This is a genomic window from Stenotrophomonas sp. ZAC14D2_NAIMI4_6 (assembly GCF_003086875.1).
Taxonomy (GTDB): Bacteria; Pseudomonadota; Gammaproteobacteria; order Xanthomonadales; family Xanthomonadaceae; genus Stenotrophomonas.
In genome coordinates this window covers 342,075-359,537 of record NZ_CP025996.1, presented here as the reverse complement: position 1 = coordinate 359,537, position 17,463 = coordinate 342,075, and the positions used below count along the sequence as shown (strand labels likewise).

At 68.6% G+C, this 17,463-nt stretch carries 19 protein-coding genes; 13 read left to right on the top strand and 6 right to left on the bottom strand.

The features are described 5' to 3' along the window. Positions 1 to 12 precede the first annotated feature (12 nt). Positions 13 to 585 (bottom strand): Ax21 family protein, encoded by a 573-nt coding sequence (locus C1933_RS01560; RefSeq protein WP_108748202.1) that lies wholly within the window; start codon positions 583 to 585, stop codon positions 13 to 15. Between the two features lie 276 nt (positions 586 to 861). Here C1933_RS01560 and C1933_RS01555 point away from each other — a divergent pair, with 276 nt between their 5' ends. Next, positions 862 to 1,221 (top strand): DUF1428 domain-containing protein, encoded by a 360-nt coding sequence (locus C1933_RS01555; RefSeq protein WP_108751912.1) that lies wholly within the window; start codon positions 862 to 864, stop codon positions 1,219 to 1,221. A gap of 20 nt (positions 1,222 to 1,241) precedes the next feature. On the opposite strand, the gene C1933_RS01550 is transcribed toward C1933_RS01555, so the two are convergent. From C1933_RS01550 to C1933_RS01535, 4 genes are read right to left on the bottom strand one after another with little or no spacing between them, the layout of a single operon-like run. Next, positions 1,242 to 1,934 carry a hypothetical protein gene (locus C1933_RS01550; protein ID WP_108751911.1) on the bottom strand — a complete coding sequence of 231 codons (693 nt, stop codon included), beginning with the start codon at positions 1,932 to 1,934 and terminating at the stop codon, positions 1,242 to 1,244. Between the two features lie 39 nt (positions 1,935 to 1,973). Further along, positions 1,974 to 3,023 carry a cupin domain-containing protein gene (locus tag C1933_RS01545; protein ID WP_108751910.1) on the bottom strand — a complete coding sequence of 350 codons (1,050 nt, stop codon included), beginning with the start codon at positions 3,021 to 3,023 and terminating at the stop codon, positions 1,974 to 1,976. 17 nt (positions 3,024 to 3,040) lie between these two features. Next, on the bottom strand, positions 3,041 to 3,757 hold the full coding sequence (locus C1933_RS01540) for an ATP-binding protein (protein ID WP_108751909.1): 717 nt from the start codon (positions 3,755 to 3,757) through the stop codon (positions 3,041 to 3,043). 35 nt (positions 3,758 to 3,792) lie between these two features. Continuing rightward, the gene (locus C1933_RS01535; protein WP_108751908.1) at positions 3,793 to 4,296 is read right to left on the bottom strand and encodes a DNA starvation/stationary phase protection protein; all 504 of its coding nucleotides are present in this window, start codon (positions 4,294 to 4,296) and stop codon (positions 3,793 to 3,795) included. Between the two features lie 225 nt (positions 4,297 to 4,521). Between C1933_RS01535 and C1933_RS01530 the strand changes: the two genes are divergently transcribed. The 5 genes from C1933_RS01530 (at position 4,522) to C1933_RS01510 (ending at position 9,792) form a co-directional block, all read left to right on the top strand. Then, on the top strand, positions 4,522 to 6,468 hold the full coding sequence (locus C1933_RS01530; protein ID WP_199911401.1) for an ATP-binding protein: 1,947 nt from the start codon (positions 4,522 to 4,524) through the stop codon (positions 6,466 to 6,468). 1 nt (position 6,469) lies between these two features. Beyond that, the gene (locus C1933_RS01525; protein ID WP_108748196.1) at positions 6,470 to 7,105 is read left to right on the top strand and encodes a response regulator transcription factor; all 636 of its coding nucleotides are present in this window, start codon (positions 6,470 to 6,472) and stop codon (positions 7,103 to 7,105) included. A gap of 125 nt (positions 7,106 to 7,230) precedes the next feature. Beyond that, a complete protein-coding gene (locus tag C1933_RS01520; protein ID WP_108751907.1) occupies positions 7,231 to 7,638 on the top strand; it encodes a response regulator in 408 nt (135 codons plus the stop codon). 66 nt (positions 7,639 to 7,704) lie between these two features. Further along, entirely contained in the window at positions 7,705 to 8,541 is an 837-nt protein-coding gene (locus tag C1933_RS01515; RefSeq protein WP_108751906.1) for an alpha/beta hydrolase, read from the top strand. Positions 8,542 to 8,601: 60 nt separating this feature from the next. Beyond that, positions 8,602 to 9,792, top strand: a complete 1,191-nt coding sequence (locus C1933_RS01510; protein WP_108751905.1) for an MFS transporter — start codon at positions 8,602 to 8,604, stop codon at positions 9,790 to 9,792. Between the two features lie 60 nt (positions 9,793 to 9,852). Here the strand turns inward: C1933_RS01510 and C1933_RS01505 are convergent, their stop codons facing one another. Then, positions 9,853 to 10,758, bottom strand: coding sequence for a histone (locus tag C1933_RS01505; RefSeq protein ID WP_108751904.1), 906 nt, complete (start codon positions 10,756 to 10,758; stop codon positions 9,853 to 9,855). 457 nt (positions 10,759 to 11,215) lie between these two features. On the opposite strand from C1933_RS01505, the gene C1933_RS01500 reads away from it, so the two are divergent. The 7 genes from C1933_RS01500 to C1933_RS01470 all read left to right on the top strand — a co-directional run bounded on the left by C1933_RS01500 (position 11,216) and on the right by C1933_RS01470 (position 17,336). Beyond that, positions 11,216 to 12,649, top strand: coding sequence for a Do family serine endopeptidase (locus C1933_RS01500; RefSeq protein ID WP_108751903.1), 1,434 nt, complete (start codon positions 11,216 to 11,218; stop codon positions 12,647 to 12,649). 100 nt (positions 12,650 to 12,749) lie between these two features. Then, complete coding sequence (locus C1933_RS01495; RefSeq protein ID WP_108748190.1) at positions 12,750 to 13,112, top strand: hypothetical protein; 363 nt, start codon at positions 12,750 to 12,752, stop codon at positions 13,110 to 13,112. A gap of 5 nt (positions 13,113 to 13,117) precedes the next feature. Then, on the top strand, positions 13,118 to 13,588 hold the full coding sequence (locus C1933_RS01490; RefSeq protein WP_108751902.1) for a phage holin family protein: 471 nt from the start codon (positions 13,118 to 13,120) through the stop codon (positions 13,586 to 13,588). After that, positions 13,585 to 14,046: a protein sip-5 gene (locus C1933_RS01485; RefSeq protein ID WP_108751901.1), complete on the top strand. Its 462-nt coding sequence runs from the start codon at positions 13,585 to 13,587 to the stop codon at positions 14,044 to 14,046. The genes C1933_RS01490 and C1933_RS01485 overlap by 4 nt, the downstream gene beginning before the upstream one ends. Before the next feature lie 67 nt (positions 14,047 to 14,113). Next, positions 14,114 to 15,214 carry an AI-2E family transporter gene (locus tag C1933_RS01480; protein WP_108751900.1) on the top strand — a complete coding sequence of 367 codons (1,101 nt, stop codon included), beginning with the start codon at positions 14,114 to 14,116 and terminating at the stop codon, positions 15,212 to 15,214. 31 nt (positions 15,215 to 15,245) lie between these two features. Continuing rightward, on the top strand, positions 15,246 to 15,965 hold the full coding sequence (locus tag C1933_RS01475; RefSeq protein ID WP_108751899.1) for an HAD family hydrolase: 720 nt from the start codon (positions 15,246 to 15,248) through the stop codon (positions 15,963 to 15,965). Positions 15,966 to 15,968: 3 nt separating this feature from the next. After that, positions 15,969 to 17,336, top strand: a complete 1,368-nt coding sequence (locus C1933_RS01470) for a M17 family metallopeptidase (RefSeq protein ID WP_108751898.1) — start codon at positions 15,969 to 15,971, stop codon at positions 17,334 to 17,336. Positions 17,337 to 17,463 lie beyond the last annotated feature (127 nt).

Genomic DNA, 17,463 nt, shown 5'->3' with positions numbered 1-17,463 from the left:
GCGGCGCAGCGATTACCAGCTGAAGCGCGGGCCGACGGTGTATTCCTTGTCGCCGTGGCGGTTCATCTTCAGCTCGCCGTTCACGCCCCAGTTCTGGTTCAGCTTCACCTGGCCACCCAGGCGGCCGTACCACTGGCCGTCGATGTCCACGCCGTGCTTCTTCGAATAATCTTCGTAGCCGACCAGGCCATAGACTTCGGCGTGGGCGCCGAAGGCAGTGCGGATACCGGCTTCAGCGCTGTAGCCGTTGAAGTCCAGGCCGTGCTTCTGGTCGAACTTCTGGTAGGCCACGCGGGCGACGAAGTCGCTGGACGGTGCGATTTCAACGTTGTAACCGGCACCGACCTTCCACTGGTCGACCTTGATGTTGGTGTGGTCCACTTCCTGACGGCTGTATTCACCGAAGGCATGGAAGTTCGGCAGGAAGCCGTAGGAACCCTTGACGCCGTAACCGTCGGCCTTCACGCCATCAACGTCGGTCTTGGCGTAGTCAGCCTCGGCGTAGTTGTAGGACAGGTTTTCAGCGGCCGAAGCGGTGAACGGCAGGGCAGCGGCCAGAGCCAGGGCAATCAGCGAATTCTTCATGGGGGTACACCTTTACTTTCTTATGGTGTGCAGCAGCGCCAGGGCGCCATCGCATCGGGAATGTAAATTCTCCGTTATTCGACACAACGCTCCCTGAAAACCACGGTCTTCGCATTGCTGAATTTTCTGGCTTGATTCAGGCAGTTTCTGGCATACGCGCGCGCTGCGTGCACATGCACTGCATTCCAATGGGCACAGGCGTGTCGATTGCACGCGCCCGCATTCGTCGAACCAGCAAGGCCGTGCATCCGCCACGGTCCACCACGGAGGCAAGTGATGAGCTACATCGATGGTTTCGTCCTGGCGGTGCCCACCGCCAACAAGGAAAAATTCCTGGCCCACGCCCGCATGGGCGACGTCGTGTTCATCGAATACGGCGCGCTGCGCGTGGTCGAGTGCTGGGGCGACGATGTGCCGCCAGGCAAGACCACCGACTTCTTCGGCGCGGTGAAGGCCACGCCGGATGAGACGGTGGTGTTTTCCTGGATTGAATGGCCCGACAAGGCCACCCGCGATGCGGGCATGCAGAAGATGATGGAGGACCCGCGCATGGATCCGTCGAAGAACCCGATGCCCTTCGATGGCGCGCGGATGATCTATGGCGGCTTCGTGCCGATCCTCGATCTGTTGCCCTGACCGACCCGAAGCGAAGCGACTCAGCGCGCGCTGGGGTCGTCTTCGCTGGCATGGCCGGCTCCCAACGCGGCGCCGGCCCCCAGGCCGAGGCCGCCCATGCCGGCGCCCGCTCCACCGCCACCGCCCCCACCACCGCGACCGCCCTTGGCCTCGCCCTCGCCGCCACGTGCCTTGTTGCTGCCGCCACCGCCACTGGCCGGACGGGTCGGGCCCTGCGGTGGAATCTGCAGGTCGGTCGGCACCGGGGCCAGATCCAGTGCCTGGCGCACGAAATCACGCAGCGATACCACCAGGTCGTGGGTATGCACCGGCCGGCCCTGCGCCAGTTCGGTGGCGGCGCGCGCGGCCAGCCGCACCTGTTCGTCGGTGCCCAGCAGCAGGATGTCCGACAACGCCGCCTCCACTGCATCGCGGATGCGCCGTGCACGCTCCGAGCCGGGCTCGGCGCTGCCGCTTTCGTGGGCGCGCTGGCGCAGTTCGCGCAGATGGGTAGGGTCCACGCCCAGATCGCCGGTGAACGAGCCGCCCAATGTCTTGTAGGCGGCCATCAGCGTGCGCAGGCGCTCGTTGATCTGCCGGTTCTCACGCTCGCGGCGCTGCTGCAGGGTCTGCATCACCAGCAGGCGGATGCCCACGCCCAGCAGGGTGATCAGCACCAGCCCGGCCAGCGTGGACAGCACCCCCTGCCAGGAACTGAAGTCGATACCGCGCATGCGCAGGCCTCCCCGGGAAGGCCCCCATGGTGGCCTACTTCAGGTGCAGGGATCGAGAGGATTGCCACGGGCCACGATCAGCGGGTCGCGGGCGGTGGCCGGCAGCACCGGCATGCGCTCCACCGGCACGCCGAAGGTCGCGGCCAGGGTGGCCGGTGGCAGTGCCGCGCCACACAGGCGGTAGCCGATATCGGCGGGCATCGGCCGGTCGAAGAACACCAGGAAGTGGATGTCCTGCCCCAGTGCTTCGATCTGGTGTGGGTAGGCCGGGGGAATGAAGTACACATCGCCCGGTGACAGCAGGTAGGTGTCGGTGCTGCCGTCGGGGTCGAGCACGGTCATGCGGGCATGGCCGCGGTGTACGTAGCCCATCTCGGCGGTATCGGGGTGCCAGTGCGGTTCGCGCATGCCGTCTTCGCCAATCTGCAGCGAGTACATGGCCAGGTGGCGCAGTGCGGGCCAGAACTGGCTGCGGGCGACCCGTGCGTGCCCATACGGGAAGGTCACCGGCGCCGACTGCGCTTCCACGTCGAAGCGCAGTGGCTGCGCGTGATCGGGTGACGCAGGCGGCAGACCCCGCGGACGCGGTACCAGATAGCGGCTGCCAGTATCGCGCGGCAGCGCCGCAAAGGCGCTGGCGGGCAGATCGAAGGTGTTGCCCAGCACCGCATCGCTCATCGCACCGAAGGCCGCCTGCAGCGAGAAATCCTGCGGGTGCGCATGGCTGAAGGCGATGATCAGTTCGGCGCGAGCGGGGCCCAGGTTTTCAATCAGGTGCAGGGCACCGCTGGGAATGTGGAACATCTGCCCTTCTGACACGACAAACGCACTCACCTGGTCACCGTTGTCGATCACCTGCACGCGCACCTGGCCCTGGCAGACGTAGGCCAGTTCATCGGCATTGGCATGCCAGTGCGCTTCGCGCATGGCGTCGGCTTCCAGCCGCAGGCGCTTGATCGACAGCCCCTGCAGCAGCGGGAACGCCGTGCCATCCAGGCGGCGGACTTCGCCCAGCGCACTGGCATGGGCCAGTTCTGCGTGGGCCAGCGAACGGACGTGACGGGACAGGGGCATGGCAGAAACAGACATGACGTTCTCCGTAGGAATCAGGCGATCGTGCTGGGCAGGGCCAGCAGGAAGCAGGTGCCGCGGCGTGGCGAGGACTGCACATCCACGAAGCCACCGCTGGCTTCCACGGCGGCGCGCACCTGGGCCAGGCCGAGGCCGCGCCCCGGGCCGCGGCTGCTGGCGCCGGGCTCGAACACGCGCGCGGCAACGGCCGGGTCGATGCCCGGCCCGTTGTCGGCCACCCGCACGATGCCGTAGCGGCCCGGTATGCGGCCGGGGCGGGCCACCACCAGGGTGCAGGTGTCGGTGCTGATGCGCAGCCGCGCGCCCGGCGCGCAGGCTTCGCGCGCGTTCAGGGCCAGGTTCACCAGCGCACGCTGCAGGGCACTGCGGTCCACCTGCACGCGTCCGGACAGCGCGCAGGCATCCAGTTCCAGCTGCAGGGCCGGGGCGACGGCATGCCGCAGCAGCGGCGCCATTTCCTGCACCAGCTCGGCCAGATCCACGCCGTCACTGCTGCACGGACGCGGAATGTCCTGGCCCAGGAACAGCCGGGCCATGCCGGCGCCCTGCTGCAGGGCCTGCCCGGCCACGTCCAGCAGCGCGCTGTCGGCCGGGCCCAGGCGGCCGCCCTGCAGTGCCAGCCCGATCGCGGCGGCGGCCGCCTGCAGCACGTTGTTCAGATCATGGCCCAGCATGGCCAGGCGGCTGGCGGGGGACGGCTCGGCGGGAGCCACTGCCAATGGGGTGTGCATTACCGCTCTCCTTGCAATGCGGACGGGTCGAGTGATCAGCGGGTTTCGCGGCAGGCGCCCAGGAACCAGCTGCGGCGTTCGGCCTCGTCGATCCAGGTTTCGATCAGGCTGGTGCTGGCCACGTCGCCGTACTCGCTGCACACGCCATGGGTGGCACGCAGGAAGCCGACCAGGCGGCGGTTGTCGTCGGCCAGTTCGGCCAGCATGTCCTGCGCGGTGACATAGTCGGCATCGTTATCCAGCAGGCGCTGGATGCGCTGGATGTGGCCGATCGAACGCAGGGTGGTGCCGCCGACCTTGCGCGCACGCTCGGCAATGGCATCGGTGGTGGCCAGCACCTGCGCAGACTGTTCGTCCAGCATCAGGTGGTAATCGCGGAAGTGCGGACCGCTCATGTGCCAATGGAAGTTCTTGGTCTTCAGGTACAGCGCGAACATGTCGGCCAGCAGCGCGGTCAGCGCCGGGGCCAGATCGGCGGCGGCCTGCGCGCCCAGGTCGTTGCGTACGCGCAGGGCGCTGGAAAAGGTGGGAGCGGTCATGACGGCGGTTCCAGTAGGGGACGGATCCAGCGTAGGCAGCGCGCGGGCCGGCGCCCATTGCACCTGGGTATCGTGCGGGGCATACCTTGGTTTGCCCGGCCGGCTGCGCACATCCGTGCAAGACGCCGGGCCGGGTCCTTGCCCAGCATGGGCGGGCAAGGGACCGTAGCAGCGGTCTTTCGGCGTGGCCGACAGGCGGCGCCCCACCCTGGCACAGGAGGCCCGATGCCAACGCCGCGCACCCCATCCCCCTGGACCCCGGCACCGCACCCCAGTGGCGGCGGCGACGTGGTGTTCCCGCACCGGATCATTCCTGCCATGGCACTGCGTGCGGTGGCCTGCGTGGTGGTGCTGGCCATCGCCCTGTTCGACACGCTGTCCACGCTGGAAGGCGCGGTGGCGGTGCTGTACGTGCTGCCGGTGCTGCTGGTGGCGCGCACCGGCCGCCGCGGCGACATCATCGCCGTGGCCGTGGCCGGCGCCGGGCTGACCCTGTGCGCCTACCTGGATACGCACGGCATCGACCACGTGGGGCCGCAGACCGTGCGCGCACTGGTCAGCCTGGTGGCGATCGCGATCGCTGCCGTGCTGGCCCTGCAGAACCAGCGTTCCATGCGCACCCTGGCCGACCAGGCCGTGCTGCTGGACCTGTCGCACGACATGATCTTCGTGCGCGACCCGGCCGGGGTGATCGGGTTCTGGAACCTGACCGCCGAGCAGGTATACGGCTGGAGCCGCGAAGAAGCTGCCGGCCAACCCGCCGACCGCCTGCTGCAGACCCGCTACCCGGCGCCGCGCTCGCAGATTGAAGCGGACCTGCTGCAGCACGACCGCTGGGAAGGCCTGCTGGCGCAGCGCACCCGTGACGGCCGCACCCTGTGGCTGGAAAGCCGCTGGGTGTTGCAGCGCGATCGCCAAGGGCGGCCGCTGCGGGTGCTGGAAACGCATACCGATGTAAGCGAACGGCAGGCCGCACACGCCGCGCTGGTGCGCAGCGAACAGCGCTACCGGCGCATGTTCGACGGCAGCCGCATCGGCGTGGTGGAACAGGACTGGAGCGAGGTGCAGGCCGAACTGTCGCGGCATGGGGTGGGCGATCGTGCGCAGCTGCAGGCCTATCTGCAGGCCTCTCCGCAGGCGCTCACCCGCTTCCGGCAACGGGCGCGCCTGGTGGGCCTGAACCCGGCCTTCCGCCGCCTGATCGGCGAAGGTGCACCACCGGCGACGGTCGATGCGGTGCTGGCCGACGACGACCGCACCTTCGCCGCATCGCTGGCCGCCTTCGTTGCCGGCGCGCCGCACTGCGAAGGCGAGACATCCATCGTGCGCGCCGACGGCAGCACGGTGCCGGTGCTGTTCACCATCACCTTCCCCGACCGCCGCGAAGGCGATGGCACGGTGCTGGTGTTCGTGGTCGACATCCACGAGCGCAAGCAGGCCGAGGCCCGTGCCTTGGCCGCGCAGGCCGAACTGGCCCATGCCAGCCGCGTGGCCACCCTGGGTGAACTGACCGCGTCGCTGGCGCACGAGGTGAACCAGCCGCTGATGGCAGTGGTGACCAATGGCGAGGCGGGGCTGCGCTGGCTGCGCCGACCGCAGCCAGAACTGCACGAAGTGGAACTGGCGATCGAACGCACCATTGCCGAAGGGCGCCGTGCCAGCGGCATCGTCAAGAACGTGCGCGACTTCCTGGGCAAGACGCCGCCCGCGCACGAAGTGCTGGCCCCGGCCGTGCTGGTGGACGATGCCCTGCGCCTGCTGCAGCACGAGCTGCAGCGCGAGCAGGTGCAGGTGCAGGTGGACCAGGTGGCCGCGCTGCCGGACGTGCCGGGCCAGCGCATCCAGCTGCAGCAAGTGCTGGTGAACCTGCTGTTGAATGCCTGCCAGGCCATGAGCGGGCAGCCCGGCGTGCGCGCCCTGCACATCGAACTGCAGGCGATCGACGGCCACGTGCGCATCGACGTGAGCGACACCGGCCCGGGCATCGCCGCCGAACACGTGGCGCGCCTGTTCGAGCCCTTCTTCACCACCAAGCCGCAGGGCATGGGCATGGGCCTGCCGATCTGCCGCACCACCGTGGAAGCCCACGGCGGCCAGCTGCAGGTGCGCAGCACGCCCGGCACCGGCACCTGCTTTACCCTGCTGCTGGCCACTGCACCGGAGACCGCCTGACATGCATCGTTCCGCGCCCCCACCCGCTGCGCCGCCGTTGGTGGTGATCGTGGATGACGATCCGTCCGTGCGCACCTCGCTGGACAGCCTGCTGCGCTCGGTCGGGCTGCAGACGCGCTTGTACGCGGCCCCTGGCGAACTGGGCGCGCAGCCGCTGCCCGATGTGCCCGGCTGCATCGTGCTGGACGTGCGCCTGCAGGGCGTGAGCGGTCTGGATGTGCAGGCCCAGCTGGCCGCCCAGGGCGTGGCCCTGCCGGTGGTGTTCATGACCGGCCATGGCGACATTCCGATGACGGTGAAGGCGATGAAGGCCGGCGCGGTGGATTTCCTGGCCAAGCCCTTCCGCGACCAGGACATGCTGGATGCGGTGACCGCAGCCATCGAGCGCGACCGCCAGCGCCGCCAGAGCGATGGCGCGCTGGACGGCGTGCGCGCGCACTACGCCACCCTGACCAGCCGCGAGCGCGAAGTGATGGCGCTGGTGGTGTCGGGCCTGATGAACAAGCAGGTGGCCGCCGAACTGCAGTTGAGCGAGATCACGGTGAAGATCCACCGCGGCAACGTGATGCGCAAGATGGGCGTGCGCTCGCTGGCCGAGCTGGTGCGCCAGGCCGAAGCCCTGGGCATCGGCCACTGAGCACAGGCCGCGCCCGGGCCGCTACCCACACCTGCGTATGATGGTGGCGGCCGCGCGACTGCGGCATAAAGGACACCAGCCAAGCCCGGACCCGTTGCGTCCGGGGTGGCATGAAGGAGTCCCACATGTTTCCGCCCCCCCTCATCGCGATCGTGGACGACGATGCCGGCGTCCGCGCGTCGCTGTCCAGCCTGATGCGCGCGCTGGGCTATGCCGTGCGTGCCTACGCCCACGGCCAGGCGCTGCTGGATGACAGCACACTGCCCGCGCCGGCCTGCATCATCAGCGATGTGCAGATGCCCGTACTCGATGGTGAACAACTGCAGGCACGCCTGCGCGCGCGCGGTGCGGTGCCGCCGATGATCTTCCTGACTGCCTTCCCCACCGCGGCCGTGGAACAGCGCGTGCGTGCGTCCGGCGCTGTCGCGTTCCTGCGCAAGCCGGTGGACGCCGATGCGCTGGCCGACTGCCTGCAGCGGCTGTTCGAAGCAGGCGATCACACCAAGGTATGCCCCGGCGAACCGAGCGTGTGATGTTGCGCCGAGCCTCCCAGGCGTAGCGTGGACCTCGTTCCCACCCACCCCTGAGGAGTTACCCGGATGAGCACTGTCACCACCCCCGATGGCGTCGAGATCTTCTACAAGGACTGGGGCCCGAAGGAGGCCCAGCCGATCGTCTTCCACCATGGCTGGCCGCTGTCCAGCGATGACTGGGATACGCAGATGCTGTTCTTCCTGGCCAAGGGCTTCCGCGTGATCGCCCATGACCGCCGTGGCCACGGCCGTTCGGCGCAGGTGAGCGAAGGCCACGACGTGGACCACTACGCCGCCGATGCCGCGGTGGTCATGCAGCACCTGGACCTGCGCAACGCGGTGCATATCGGCCATTCCACCGGCGGTGGCGAAGTGGCGCGCTACGTGGCCCGCTACGGCCAGCCGCAGGGCCGCGTGGCCAAGGCCGTGCTGGTCAGCGCGGTGCCGCCGATCATGCTGCGCACCGCGGCCTACCCCAAGGGCCTGCCGATCGATGTGTTCGACGGCCTGCGTGCAGCACTGGCGGCCAACCGCTCGCAGTTCTTCCTGGACCTGCCCGGCGGCCCGTTCTACGGCTTCAACCGCGAAGGCGCACAGGTCGTTCCCGGTGCCATCCAGAACTGGTGGCGGCAGGGCATGGCCGGCAGCGCCAAGGCCCACTACGAAGGCATCAAGGCCTTCTCCGAAACCGACTTCACCGAAGATCTGAAGGCGATCACCGTACCGACCCTGGTGCTGCATGGTGACGACGACCAGATCGTGCCGATCGATGCGGCCGCGCGTGAGTCGATCAAGCTGCTGGCCAACGGCACGCTGAAGGTCTACCCGGGGTATCCGCACGGCATGCTGACCACCCACGCCGACGTGATCAATCCGGACCTGCTGGCCTTCGTGCAAGGCTGAGGTCTGCCCGCGCGCGGGCACTGCAGCACGCCCGCGCGTTTTTCCGTCAGGAGCCGTGTCATGTCTTCCTCCCCCACTGCGGTCGGCGCCACGCGCGCCGCACCGTTGTTCGCCATGGCCGTGGCCGCCGGCCTGGGCGTGGCCAACATCTACTACAACCAGCCGATGCTGGCGGCCATGGCCCATGACCTGGGCGATGTGCGGGTAAGCAGCTGGATACCCGCGCTGACCCAGCTCGGCTACGCCGCCGGCCTGCTCCTGCTGCTGCCGCTGGGCGACCGCCACGAACGGCGGCGGCTGATCGTGCTGCAGTTCCTGGCGGTGGCGCTGGCCCTGGTGGTGTCGGCGCTGGCGCCGGGGCTGGCCACCTTGGCGATCGGCGCGATCCTGCTGGGGGCGGCCGCCACCGTCGCCCAGCAGATCGTGCCGTTCACTGCGCTGCTGGTGGCGCCGGAGCGCCGCGGTGCAGCCATCGGCACGGTGATGAGCGGCCTGCTGGCCGGCATCCTGCTCAGCCGTACGCTGGCCGGACTGGTGTCGAGCGCCAGCAGTTGGCGCGCCATGTTCTGGCTGGGGGTGCCGCTGGCGCTGGGCGCGGCCCTGCTGATGGCGCGTTCTCTGCCACGGCATGCACCGCCGGGCCACCCGCCCGGTTACGGTGCACTGCTGGGATCGTTGCGCACGCTGTGGCGCGACCATCCGCTGCTGCGCCGGGCCACCTGGGCGCAGGCGCTGCTGTTCGCTTCGTTCTCGGTGTTCTGGACCACGCTGTCACTGCACCTGGCAGCGCCGCCGCTGCAGCTGGGTGCTGCCACGGCCGGGCTGTTCGGCATCATCGGCGTGGTGGGCGTAGCGATCGCACCGATGGCCGGGCGCTTGGCCGACCGCCGTGGGCCGGCACCGGTGGTACGGTTGGGTGTGCTGGCCACGCTGGCATCGTGGCTGCTGCTGGGCCTGTGGCCAGGCCTGGCCGGCCTGGTGCTGGGCGTGGTGGTGCTCGACTTCGGCGTGCAGGTAGCGCTGGTCAGCCACCAGCACCAGGTGTACGGCCTGCACCCGGAGTTCAAGAGCCGGCTCAACACCGTCTTCATGACGGGCATGTTCTTGGGCGGGGCGTTCGGCTCGTGGGCCGGCGCGCTGGCCTGGCATCACTTCGGCTGGACCGGCGTGGCGATGTTCGGCGGTGCCTTGCCGCTGGTCGCGCTGGCGGTGCTGCAGTGGCGGCCGACGGTGCAGCTGGCGCGCCACTGACAGGCAAAAAAAAACCCTTCCGCCCGGACCGGGCGGAAGGGTCGATGGCGCCGGCGCGGATTACTTGCGCTTGGCAGCCTTGCGCACGACCTTCTTGGCCGGCGCCTTCTTGGCGACAACCTTCTTGGCCGGTGCCTTCTTGGCAGCGACCTTCTTGGCCGCGACCTTCTTCAGCGGTGCAGCCTTCTTGGCCACGGTCTTGCGGGTGGCGGCGACCTTCTTGCCGACAACCTTCTTGGCGGCCGCAGTCTTCTTGGTGGCGACCTTCTTGGTGGCGGCAACCTTCTTGCCGACGGCCTTCTTGGCCACGGCGGTCTTCTTGGTGGCGACCTTCTTGCCGGCCGCAACCTTCTTGCCGACAACCTTCTTCGCAGCCACGGCCTTCTTGCCGGCAACTTTCTTGGCAGCAACGGTCTTCTTGGCCACAGCCTTCTTGGCGGTCGCGACCTTCTTGCCGACAACCTTCTTGGCAGCGGCGGTCTTCTTGGCCACGGTCTTCTTGGCCACGGCAGCCTTCTTGGTGGCGGCCTTCTTCACGGTGGCGACCTTCTTGCCGGCAGCCTTGGTGGCAGCCTTGGTGGTCTTCTTGGCAGCGGCGGCCTTCTTGGTCACGGCCTTGCCGGCAGCCGCCTTCTTCTTGGCCACTTCCTTCTTCAGGGCAGCGGCTTCGGCCTTGGCATTCTTCTTGGCGGTTTCCAGCTTCTTCTTCGCCTTGGCAACGGTCTTGCCAACCGACTTGGCAGCCTTCTCGGCCTTCTTGGCAACGGTCTTTTCGACCTTGGCCACGGCCTTCTTGGCCTTGGCAACGCGGGTACCGGCAGCCTTGGTGGCGCGCTTGACGGTCTTCTTGACCGACTTCACGGCGTCTTCGGCGGCGTGGGCGATGGTCTCGCCGACGTTGGTGGCGGTTTCTTTCACGTTCTCGACGGCGTCGGTCACGACCGACACACCATTACCGTTGCTCATGTTGCCCTCCTGGGGGCCTGGATTGTCAAAACGGGGCGATGCTATACCGACAATCGCCATCGTGGAACGGGTCACGCTTCTGCAATCGCATCCTGTGCGACGGTACTAAGGTAAGCGGACCGGGTCGTTACGCCGTGCAGGATCCGGCAAACCCCTTTTTTTCAGCGGTGCGCGAACATTGCGGGCACGCAGCTGCATGCGCTGGAACGTGCGCTGGCCGCGCGTTGCGGCAATTGCGGCCAAGCGGCATCGTGCTGCCCATATGCGCGGAACTGCGCAAGTATCGCGCTGTGTCCAACTGTCGCCCGCTGCCTGCATGCGTACCGGCGCGCGTCGCGTGGACGCCGCCAGCGCCCTGGCTTTTTCATGGGCCATTTATCCGGATCGCGACACACTCATTCAGCTTGTTCTACCGTATAGGCCTACGGCCCCCACCCACGCCAACAATTTGACTGCCATGCGACCGCTACCCACCCTGCTCACGCTCGCCATTGCCGCAGCCTTCGGCGGCTTCGTTGCCAACGGCCTCAACGCGCACCTGGACAACCGTGCCGACGCAGCACCGTTGCCGGCCGCACTGCCCACCACCGCGGCGCTGCCGGCATCGGTGGCCGGACAGGCGGTGCCCTCGCTGGCGCCGATGCTGGAAAAGGCCATGCCGGCGGTGGTCAGCGTCAACACCAAGCAGGTGGTGCGCGTACGCAACCCCTTCTTCAACGACCCGTTCTTCCGCCGCCTGTTCCCGGATATTCCGCAGGAACGCATCAACGAATCGCTGGGCTCGGGCGTGATCATCGATGCCAGCGAGGGGCTGGTGCTGACCAACCACCACGTGATCGACAACGCCGACGACGTGCAGGTCACCCTGGCCGACGGGCGCACGGTGAAGGCCGAATTCCTCGGCTCGGACCGCGACACCGATATCGCCCTGATCCGCATTCCGGCGCAGAACCTGACCGACATCAAGCTGGCCGACAGCAACCAGCTGCGCGTGGGTGACTTCGTGGTGGCCATCGGCAACCCGTTCGGTTTCAGCCAGACGGTCACTTCGGGCATCGTCTCGGCGGTCGGCCGCAGCGGCATCCGCGGGCTGGGCTACCAGAACTTCATCCAGACCGATGCGTCCATCAACCCCGGCAATTCCGGTGGCGCGCTGGTCAACCTGCAGGGCCAGCTGGTGGGCATCAACACCGCCAGCTACAACCCGCAGGGCAGCATGGCCGGCAACATCGGCCTGGGCCTGGCCATTCCATCCAACCTGGCCCGCAGCGTGGTGGACCAGCTGGTGAAGCATGGCGTGGTGGTGCGCGGCACGCTGGGCATCGAAAGCCAGAACCTGAGTGCGCAGATCGCCCAGGGGCTGGGTCTGGGCGAAACGCGCGGCGCGCTGGTCACCCGCGTGCTGGCCGGTTCGGCCGGCGCCAGCGCCGGGCTGAAGCCCGGCGACGTGGTGGTGTCGGCCAACGGCCAGCGGGTGGACAGTGCCGAAGCGCTGCACAACGTGGAAGGCCTGACCGCAGTGGGCAGCGTGCTGACCCTGGACGTGCGCCGCGAGGGCAAGCCGCTGCAGATCAAGGCCACGCTGAAAGAGCAGGCGCGTGCGGTGACCGGTGACAGCCTGGACCCGCGCCTGGGCGGGGCCACCTTCGTCGATCTGCCCGAATCGCTGCGCCAGTCCGGCGTGGGCGGCGTGCTGGTCAGCGAGGTCAAGCGCGGCAGCCGCGCGGCCAGCAACGGCCTGCAGCAGGGCGACATCATCGCCGAGGCCACGGTGGGTGAATTCGCCGACCTGGCCAGCTGGCGCGCCAATTTCCAGCAGCGCCCGCCCACCCTGGTGCTGCGCATCCTGCGCAACAATGGCCAGCAGCAGGGCCAGTTGGTGATGCGCTGATCGCCCCGCCGTAACACCCCCTATACCCGGCCGATGCTATTGCTACCCGTCCCATCGGCCGAACATCCGTTCGTCCCCCCATCGCAACAGGAGTGATTCGATGAGCCCCACCAATACCGAGAACCTGAAGGAACACCTGGGTGAAGCCGGTTCCCACCTGAAGCAGGCCGCCAGCGCTGCCGGCGGTGCGATCAAGGGTGCAACCGGCGCCGCCGGTGACGAACTGCGCATCGGCAAGGCCAACGTCAAGGCCGAACTGTCCGACAGCGCACTGTCCGGCCTGGCCGCTGCCGAGTTCGGCGGTGCCGCCGCCAAGGAACAGGTCGATGCGCTGATGGACAAGGGCAAGGATCTGGTGGACAGCGCCGCCGAGCTGATCCGTGAACGTCCGCTGGCCTCGTTCGGCGTTGCCTTCGCCGCCGGCTGGCTGATTGCCAAGCTGGCCAGCAGCAACAACAAGTAAGCCGCGTGAGCGAAGACACCACGCAGGCTCCCGATCCGGCGGCGACCCCGCCGCTGGACGAGAGCATCCGCCAGGTCGGCGCGGCCGGCAAAGCCGCCGCCGATTCGGCCAAGCACTCGCTGCGTTCGCTGCGGCGCCTGGCCTCGGCCGACTTCGCCCTGGCCCGCAGTGCGTTCGGCCGTGCGCTGGCGTGGGCCGGAGTCGGCATCGTGTTCGGCGCCTCGGCCTGGCTGCTGATGGCGGCCACCCTCATCGCCCTGCTGCAGAGCTGGGGCCTGAGCTGGCTGCAGGCGCTGCTGATCACCTCCCTGCTCAGCCTGGCCGTTACCGGCTACGCGATCTGGCGGGTGTCCTACTTCTTCCACCACACCGGCATGCATGCCACCCGGCGTCAGTTGTCACGCCTGGGCCTGTTCGATGAGCCCAGCGAGGATGACCCGGACGCCGATGTGCAGATTCCGGAGGGCAAGCCATGAAATTCGGCGCACTGCAGCGGCGGGTGAAGCGCTGCGAACAGGTGGTGGCCGTGCGCATGGCCGAAACCCAGGACAATTGGGGCGTGCTCAGCCAGGTCTGGCGCCGCGGCTGGTCGCCGCTGCGCATCGTGGTGGTCGGCCTGGCCGGCGGCTTTGTGGCCGGCAAGCTGGAAGTGCCGGGCAAGGTGAATGGCGCGCGCTGGCTGCAGATGATCGGCTCGGTGTCCAACCTGATGGCCAGTGGCCAGGCGGCGTTCGCCGCGGCGATGGCGGCCCATGCCGCCGATACCGCCGACGAGGCCGCCGAGACCGCGGATGCCGCCGCCGACACCGCTGCGGATACGGCCGCCGGGCAGGCCACGCCGCCACCGGCTTCTGCGCCTGCGGCCCCGCATGCGGCCGACGAGCTGCGCGTACCGCAGCCGGCCGAGGCCGCTACCGACGTCTCTGAACGTTGACACCGTGAACCCGCCGCGTTGATCGCGGCGGGACGATAATGCGCTTCCCTTCCCGGTCGGTGCGCCGATGAGCGAGCCCCTGTTGTCCCCCTCTTCGCCCGCGCCCGACGCGCCGCTGCCGCCGCCGTCGCGCCCGCGCGGGCCGATGTCGCTGGTGATCCTGGCCACCCTGGCCGTGGCGTACACGCTGTGGGCGGCGCAGGACATCTTCCTGCCCATCCTGCTGGCCATGTTCTTCGCCCTGGTGGGCAACCCGATCCTGCGCCTGCTGCAGAAACTGTGGATTCCGCGCGCACTGGGCGCGCTGTTGATCCTGGGCGCCGGGCTGGGGGTGACCACCGCGCTGGCGGTGCAGCTGGTGGGCCCGGCCATGGACTGGGCGCAGGAAGCACCGCAGCAGCTGCGCAAAGTGGCGCGCCAGGTGCAGGACCTGACCAAGCCGGTGCAGCAGGCCAACCAGGCCGCGGAAAATTTCGCCCGCGTGGCCGGCGGCGAGAGCAGCCGCCGCGTGCAGGTCATCCGCACCCAGCTGGACGATCCCTACCGCATGCTGACCCGCGCCCCGCGCCTGGCCGCTTCGGTACTGGCGGTGGTGCTGCTCACCCTGTTCTTCATGATCTACGGGCAGAGCCTGCAGCGCGCGGCCATCGCCTTGTTCCCCAATCGCCAGCAGCAACGCTTCACCAGTGACATCCTGCGTTCGATCGAACGCGAAGTATCGCGCTACGTGCTGACGATCACCGTCATCAACACCCTGGTCGGCCTGCTGTTTGCCGGCGTGCTGATGCTGCTGGGCATCGGCCTGCAGGAAGCGCTGCTGTGGGGCACGGTGGCGGCGCTGCTGAATTTCGCGCCCTACGTGGGCCCGCTGATCGGCGTGGCGCTGATGCTGCTGATGGGCTTTGTGGAATTCCGCGATCCGCTGCAGGCGCTGCTGCCGGCCGCCGCCTACCTGGCCCTGCATACGCTGGAAGGCCAGCTGGTGACCCCTATCGTGCTGGGCCGGCGCATGAAGCTGTCGCCGCTGGTGCTGATCCTGGCGCTGATGGTGTTCGGCTGGGCCTGGGGCATGATCGGCCTGCTGCTGGCGGTGCCGCTGCTGGTCTGCATCAAGCTGGTGCTGGCACGGCTGGAAGGCATGCAGGGCTGGGCGCGGCTGCTGGAATGAAAGCCCGGCCGCGCGGGCGTAGAATGGCGGGGTGAACTTCCCTGTCCTTGCCATCACCCTCGACCTCGACGACACGCTGTGGCCGTTTGCTCCCATCGGCGCCCGCATCGACCAGGTCCTGTACGACTGGATGCGTGAACACAGCCCCGCCACCGCCGCGATGTATCCGGTGGCGGCCATGCGCGAACTGCGCGAGCGCGCGTTCCGCGACAACCCACAGCTGCATTTCGACCTGAGCGCGCTGCGCCGGCTGACCCTGCAGGAGGCGCTGCAGAACAGTGGCGCCAGCCTGGACCTGCTGGAGCCGGCCTACGAGGCGTTCTACGCCGCGCGCAACCAGGTGGAGTGCTATCCGGACGCGCTGGATGCACTGGCCCGCATTGCCGCGCGCGTACCGGTGGCCGCACTCAGCAACGGCAACGCCGACCTTGAGCGCATCGGCCTGGCCCATCACTTCGCCTTCCAGCTGGGTGCCCGCGAACACGGCGCCGCCAAGCCGGAACCGAGCATCTTCCATGCCGCCTGCGAACGCCTGGGCGTGGCCCCGGCGCAGGTGCTGCACGTGGGCGACCACATTGAAATGGACGTGGCCGGCGCGATCGCCGCAGGCCTGCGCGGTTGCTGGATCAACCGCGAAGCGGCCACCTGGAATCATCCGCAGCTGCAGCCTGACCTGCAGTTCGACACCCTTACCGGCCTGGCCGATTGGCTGGATGCCAACCTCGACGCCGCCGCACCCCGGAGTAGCTGACGCATGAGCGAGATCACTGGTTTCACCGCTTCCACCGCCACCGCCCTGCCGCTGTACGTGCTCGACCGCAGCCAGTTCGAGGCGTGGAAGGCGACCCAGCCGGCGGCCACCCAGGCCTGGCTGAGCGCACAGGGCTTCAACGCCGCCGCGCACAGCGTGGCCCTGCTGCCGGGCAGCGATGGCCTGGCCGGTGCGGTGATCGGCGTGGGCGACCGTGCCGATGCCTACAGCTATGCCCATGCCCCGCACGCCCTGCCCGAAGGCAGCGTGTGGCAGCTGGCCAGCGAACTGAGCGCCGACGAACAGGCCCTGCTGGAACTGGGCTGGGGCCTGGGCAGCTACCGCTTCGACCGCTACCGCAAGCGCAACCGCGCACCGGCACAGCTGGTGGCCGCGCCGCAGGGTGAAGTGGCCGACCTGATCGCCGCCAGCCTGCGCGTGCGCGACTGGGTGAACACCCCCACCGAAGACATGGGCCCGCAGCAGCTGGAAGACGCCGCGCGCGCGTTGGCCGACGCCCACGGTGCGCAGGTTGAAGCGATCACCGGCGATGCGCTGCTGCAGCAGAACTTCCCGGCCATCCACGCCGTCGGCCGTGCCTCGCACCGCGCACCGCGCCTGGTGGTGCTGCGCTGGGGCAAGGAAAGCGACCCGGCGCTGGTGGTGGTCGGCAAGGGCGTGTGCTTCGACACTGGCGGCCTGGACATCAAGCCCGCCGATGGCATGCGCAACATGAAGAAGGACATGGGCGGCGCCGCACACGCCCTGGCCCTGGCCGGGCTGGTGATGGCGCAGCAGCTGCCGGTGCGGCTGACCCTGCTGGTGCCGGCGGTGGAAAACGCGATCGGCCCCGATGCGTTCCGCCCCGGCGAAGTCATCGCCACGCGCAAGGGCCTGAGCGTGGAGATCGACAACACCGACGCCGAAGGCCGGGTGATCCTGTGCGATGCACTGACCTTCGCCAGCGAACAGCAGCCGGACCTGGTGCTGGATTTCGCCACCCTGACCGGTGCGGCGCGCATCGCGCTGGGCCCGGACCTGCCGGCGCTGTTCAGCAACGACGACAGCGTGGCCCAGCAGTGGCTGCAGGCCGGCGATGCCACCCGTGACCCGGTGTGGCGCATGCCGCTGTGGCGCCCGTACCTGCGCTATCTGTCCAGTGGCGTGGCCGACCTGGCCAACGCCGGTTCGCGCATGGCCGGTTCGGTCACCGCCGCGCTGTATCTGGAACGCTTCCTGGCCGAGGGCCAGCGCTGGGCGCACCTGGATGTGTACGCCTGGAACGACGGCGAACGCCCGGGCCGCCCGGCCGGTGGCGAAGCGCTGGCGCTGCGTTCGGCCTGGGCGATGCTGAAGGCGCGTTACGCCTGAAGATGCCGCCGGGCATGGCCCGGCGCTACCGGAACCGGTCGGCAAATCTGACGAAAAATTGAATACCGGGCCTGGAAGGGTTCTGCGAGGATGTGCGGGTCGACCACCCACACGTCCAGTGAAGGCA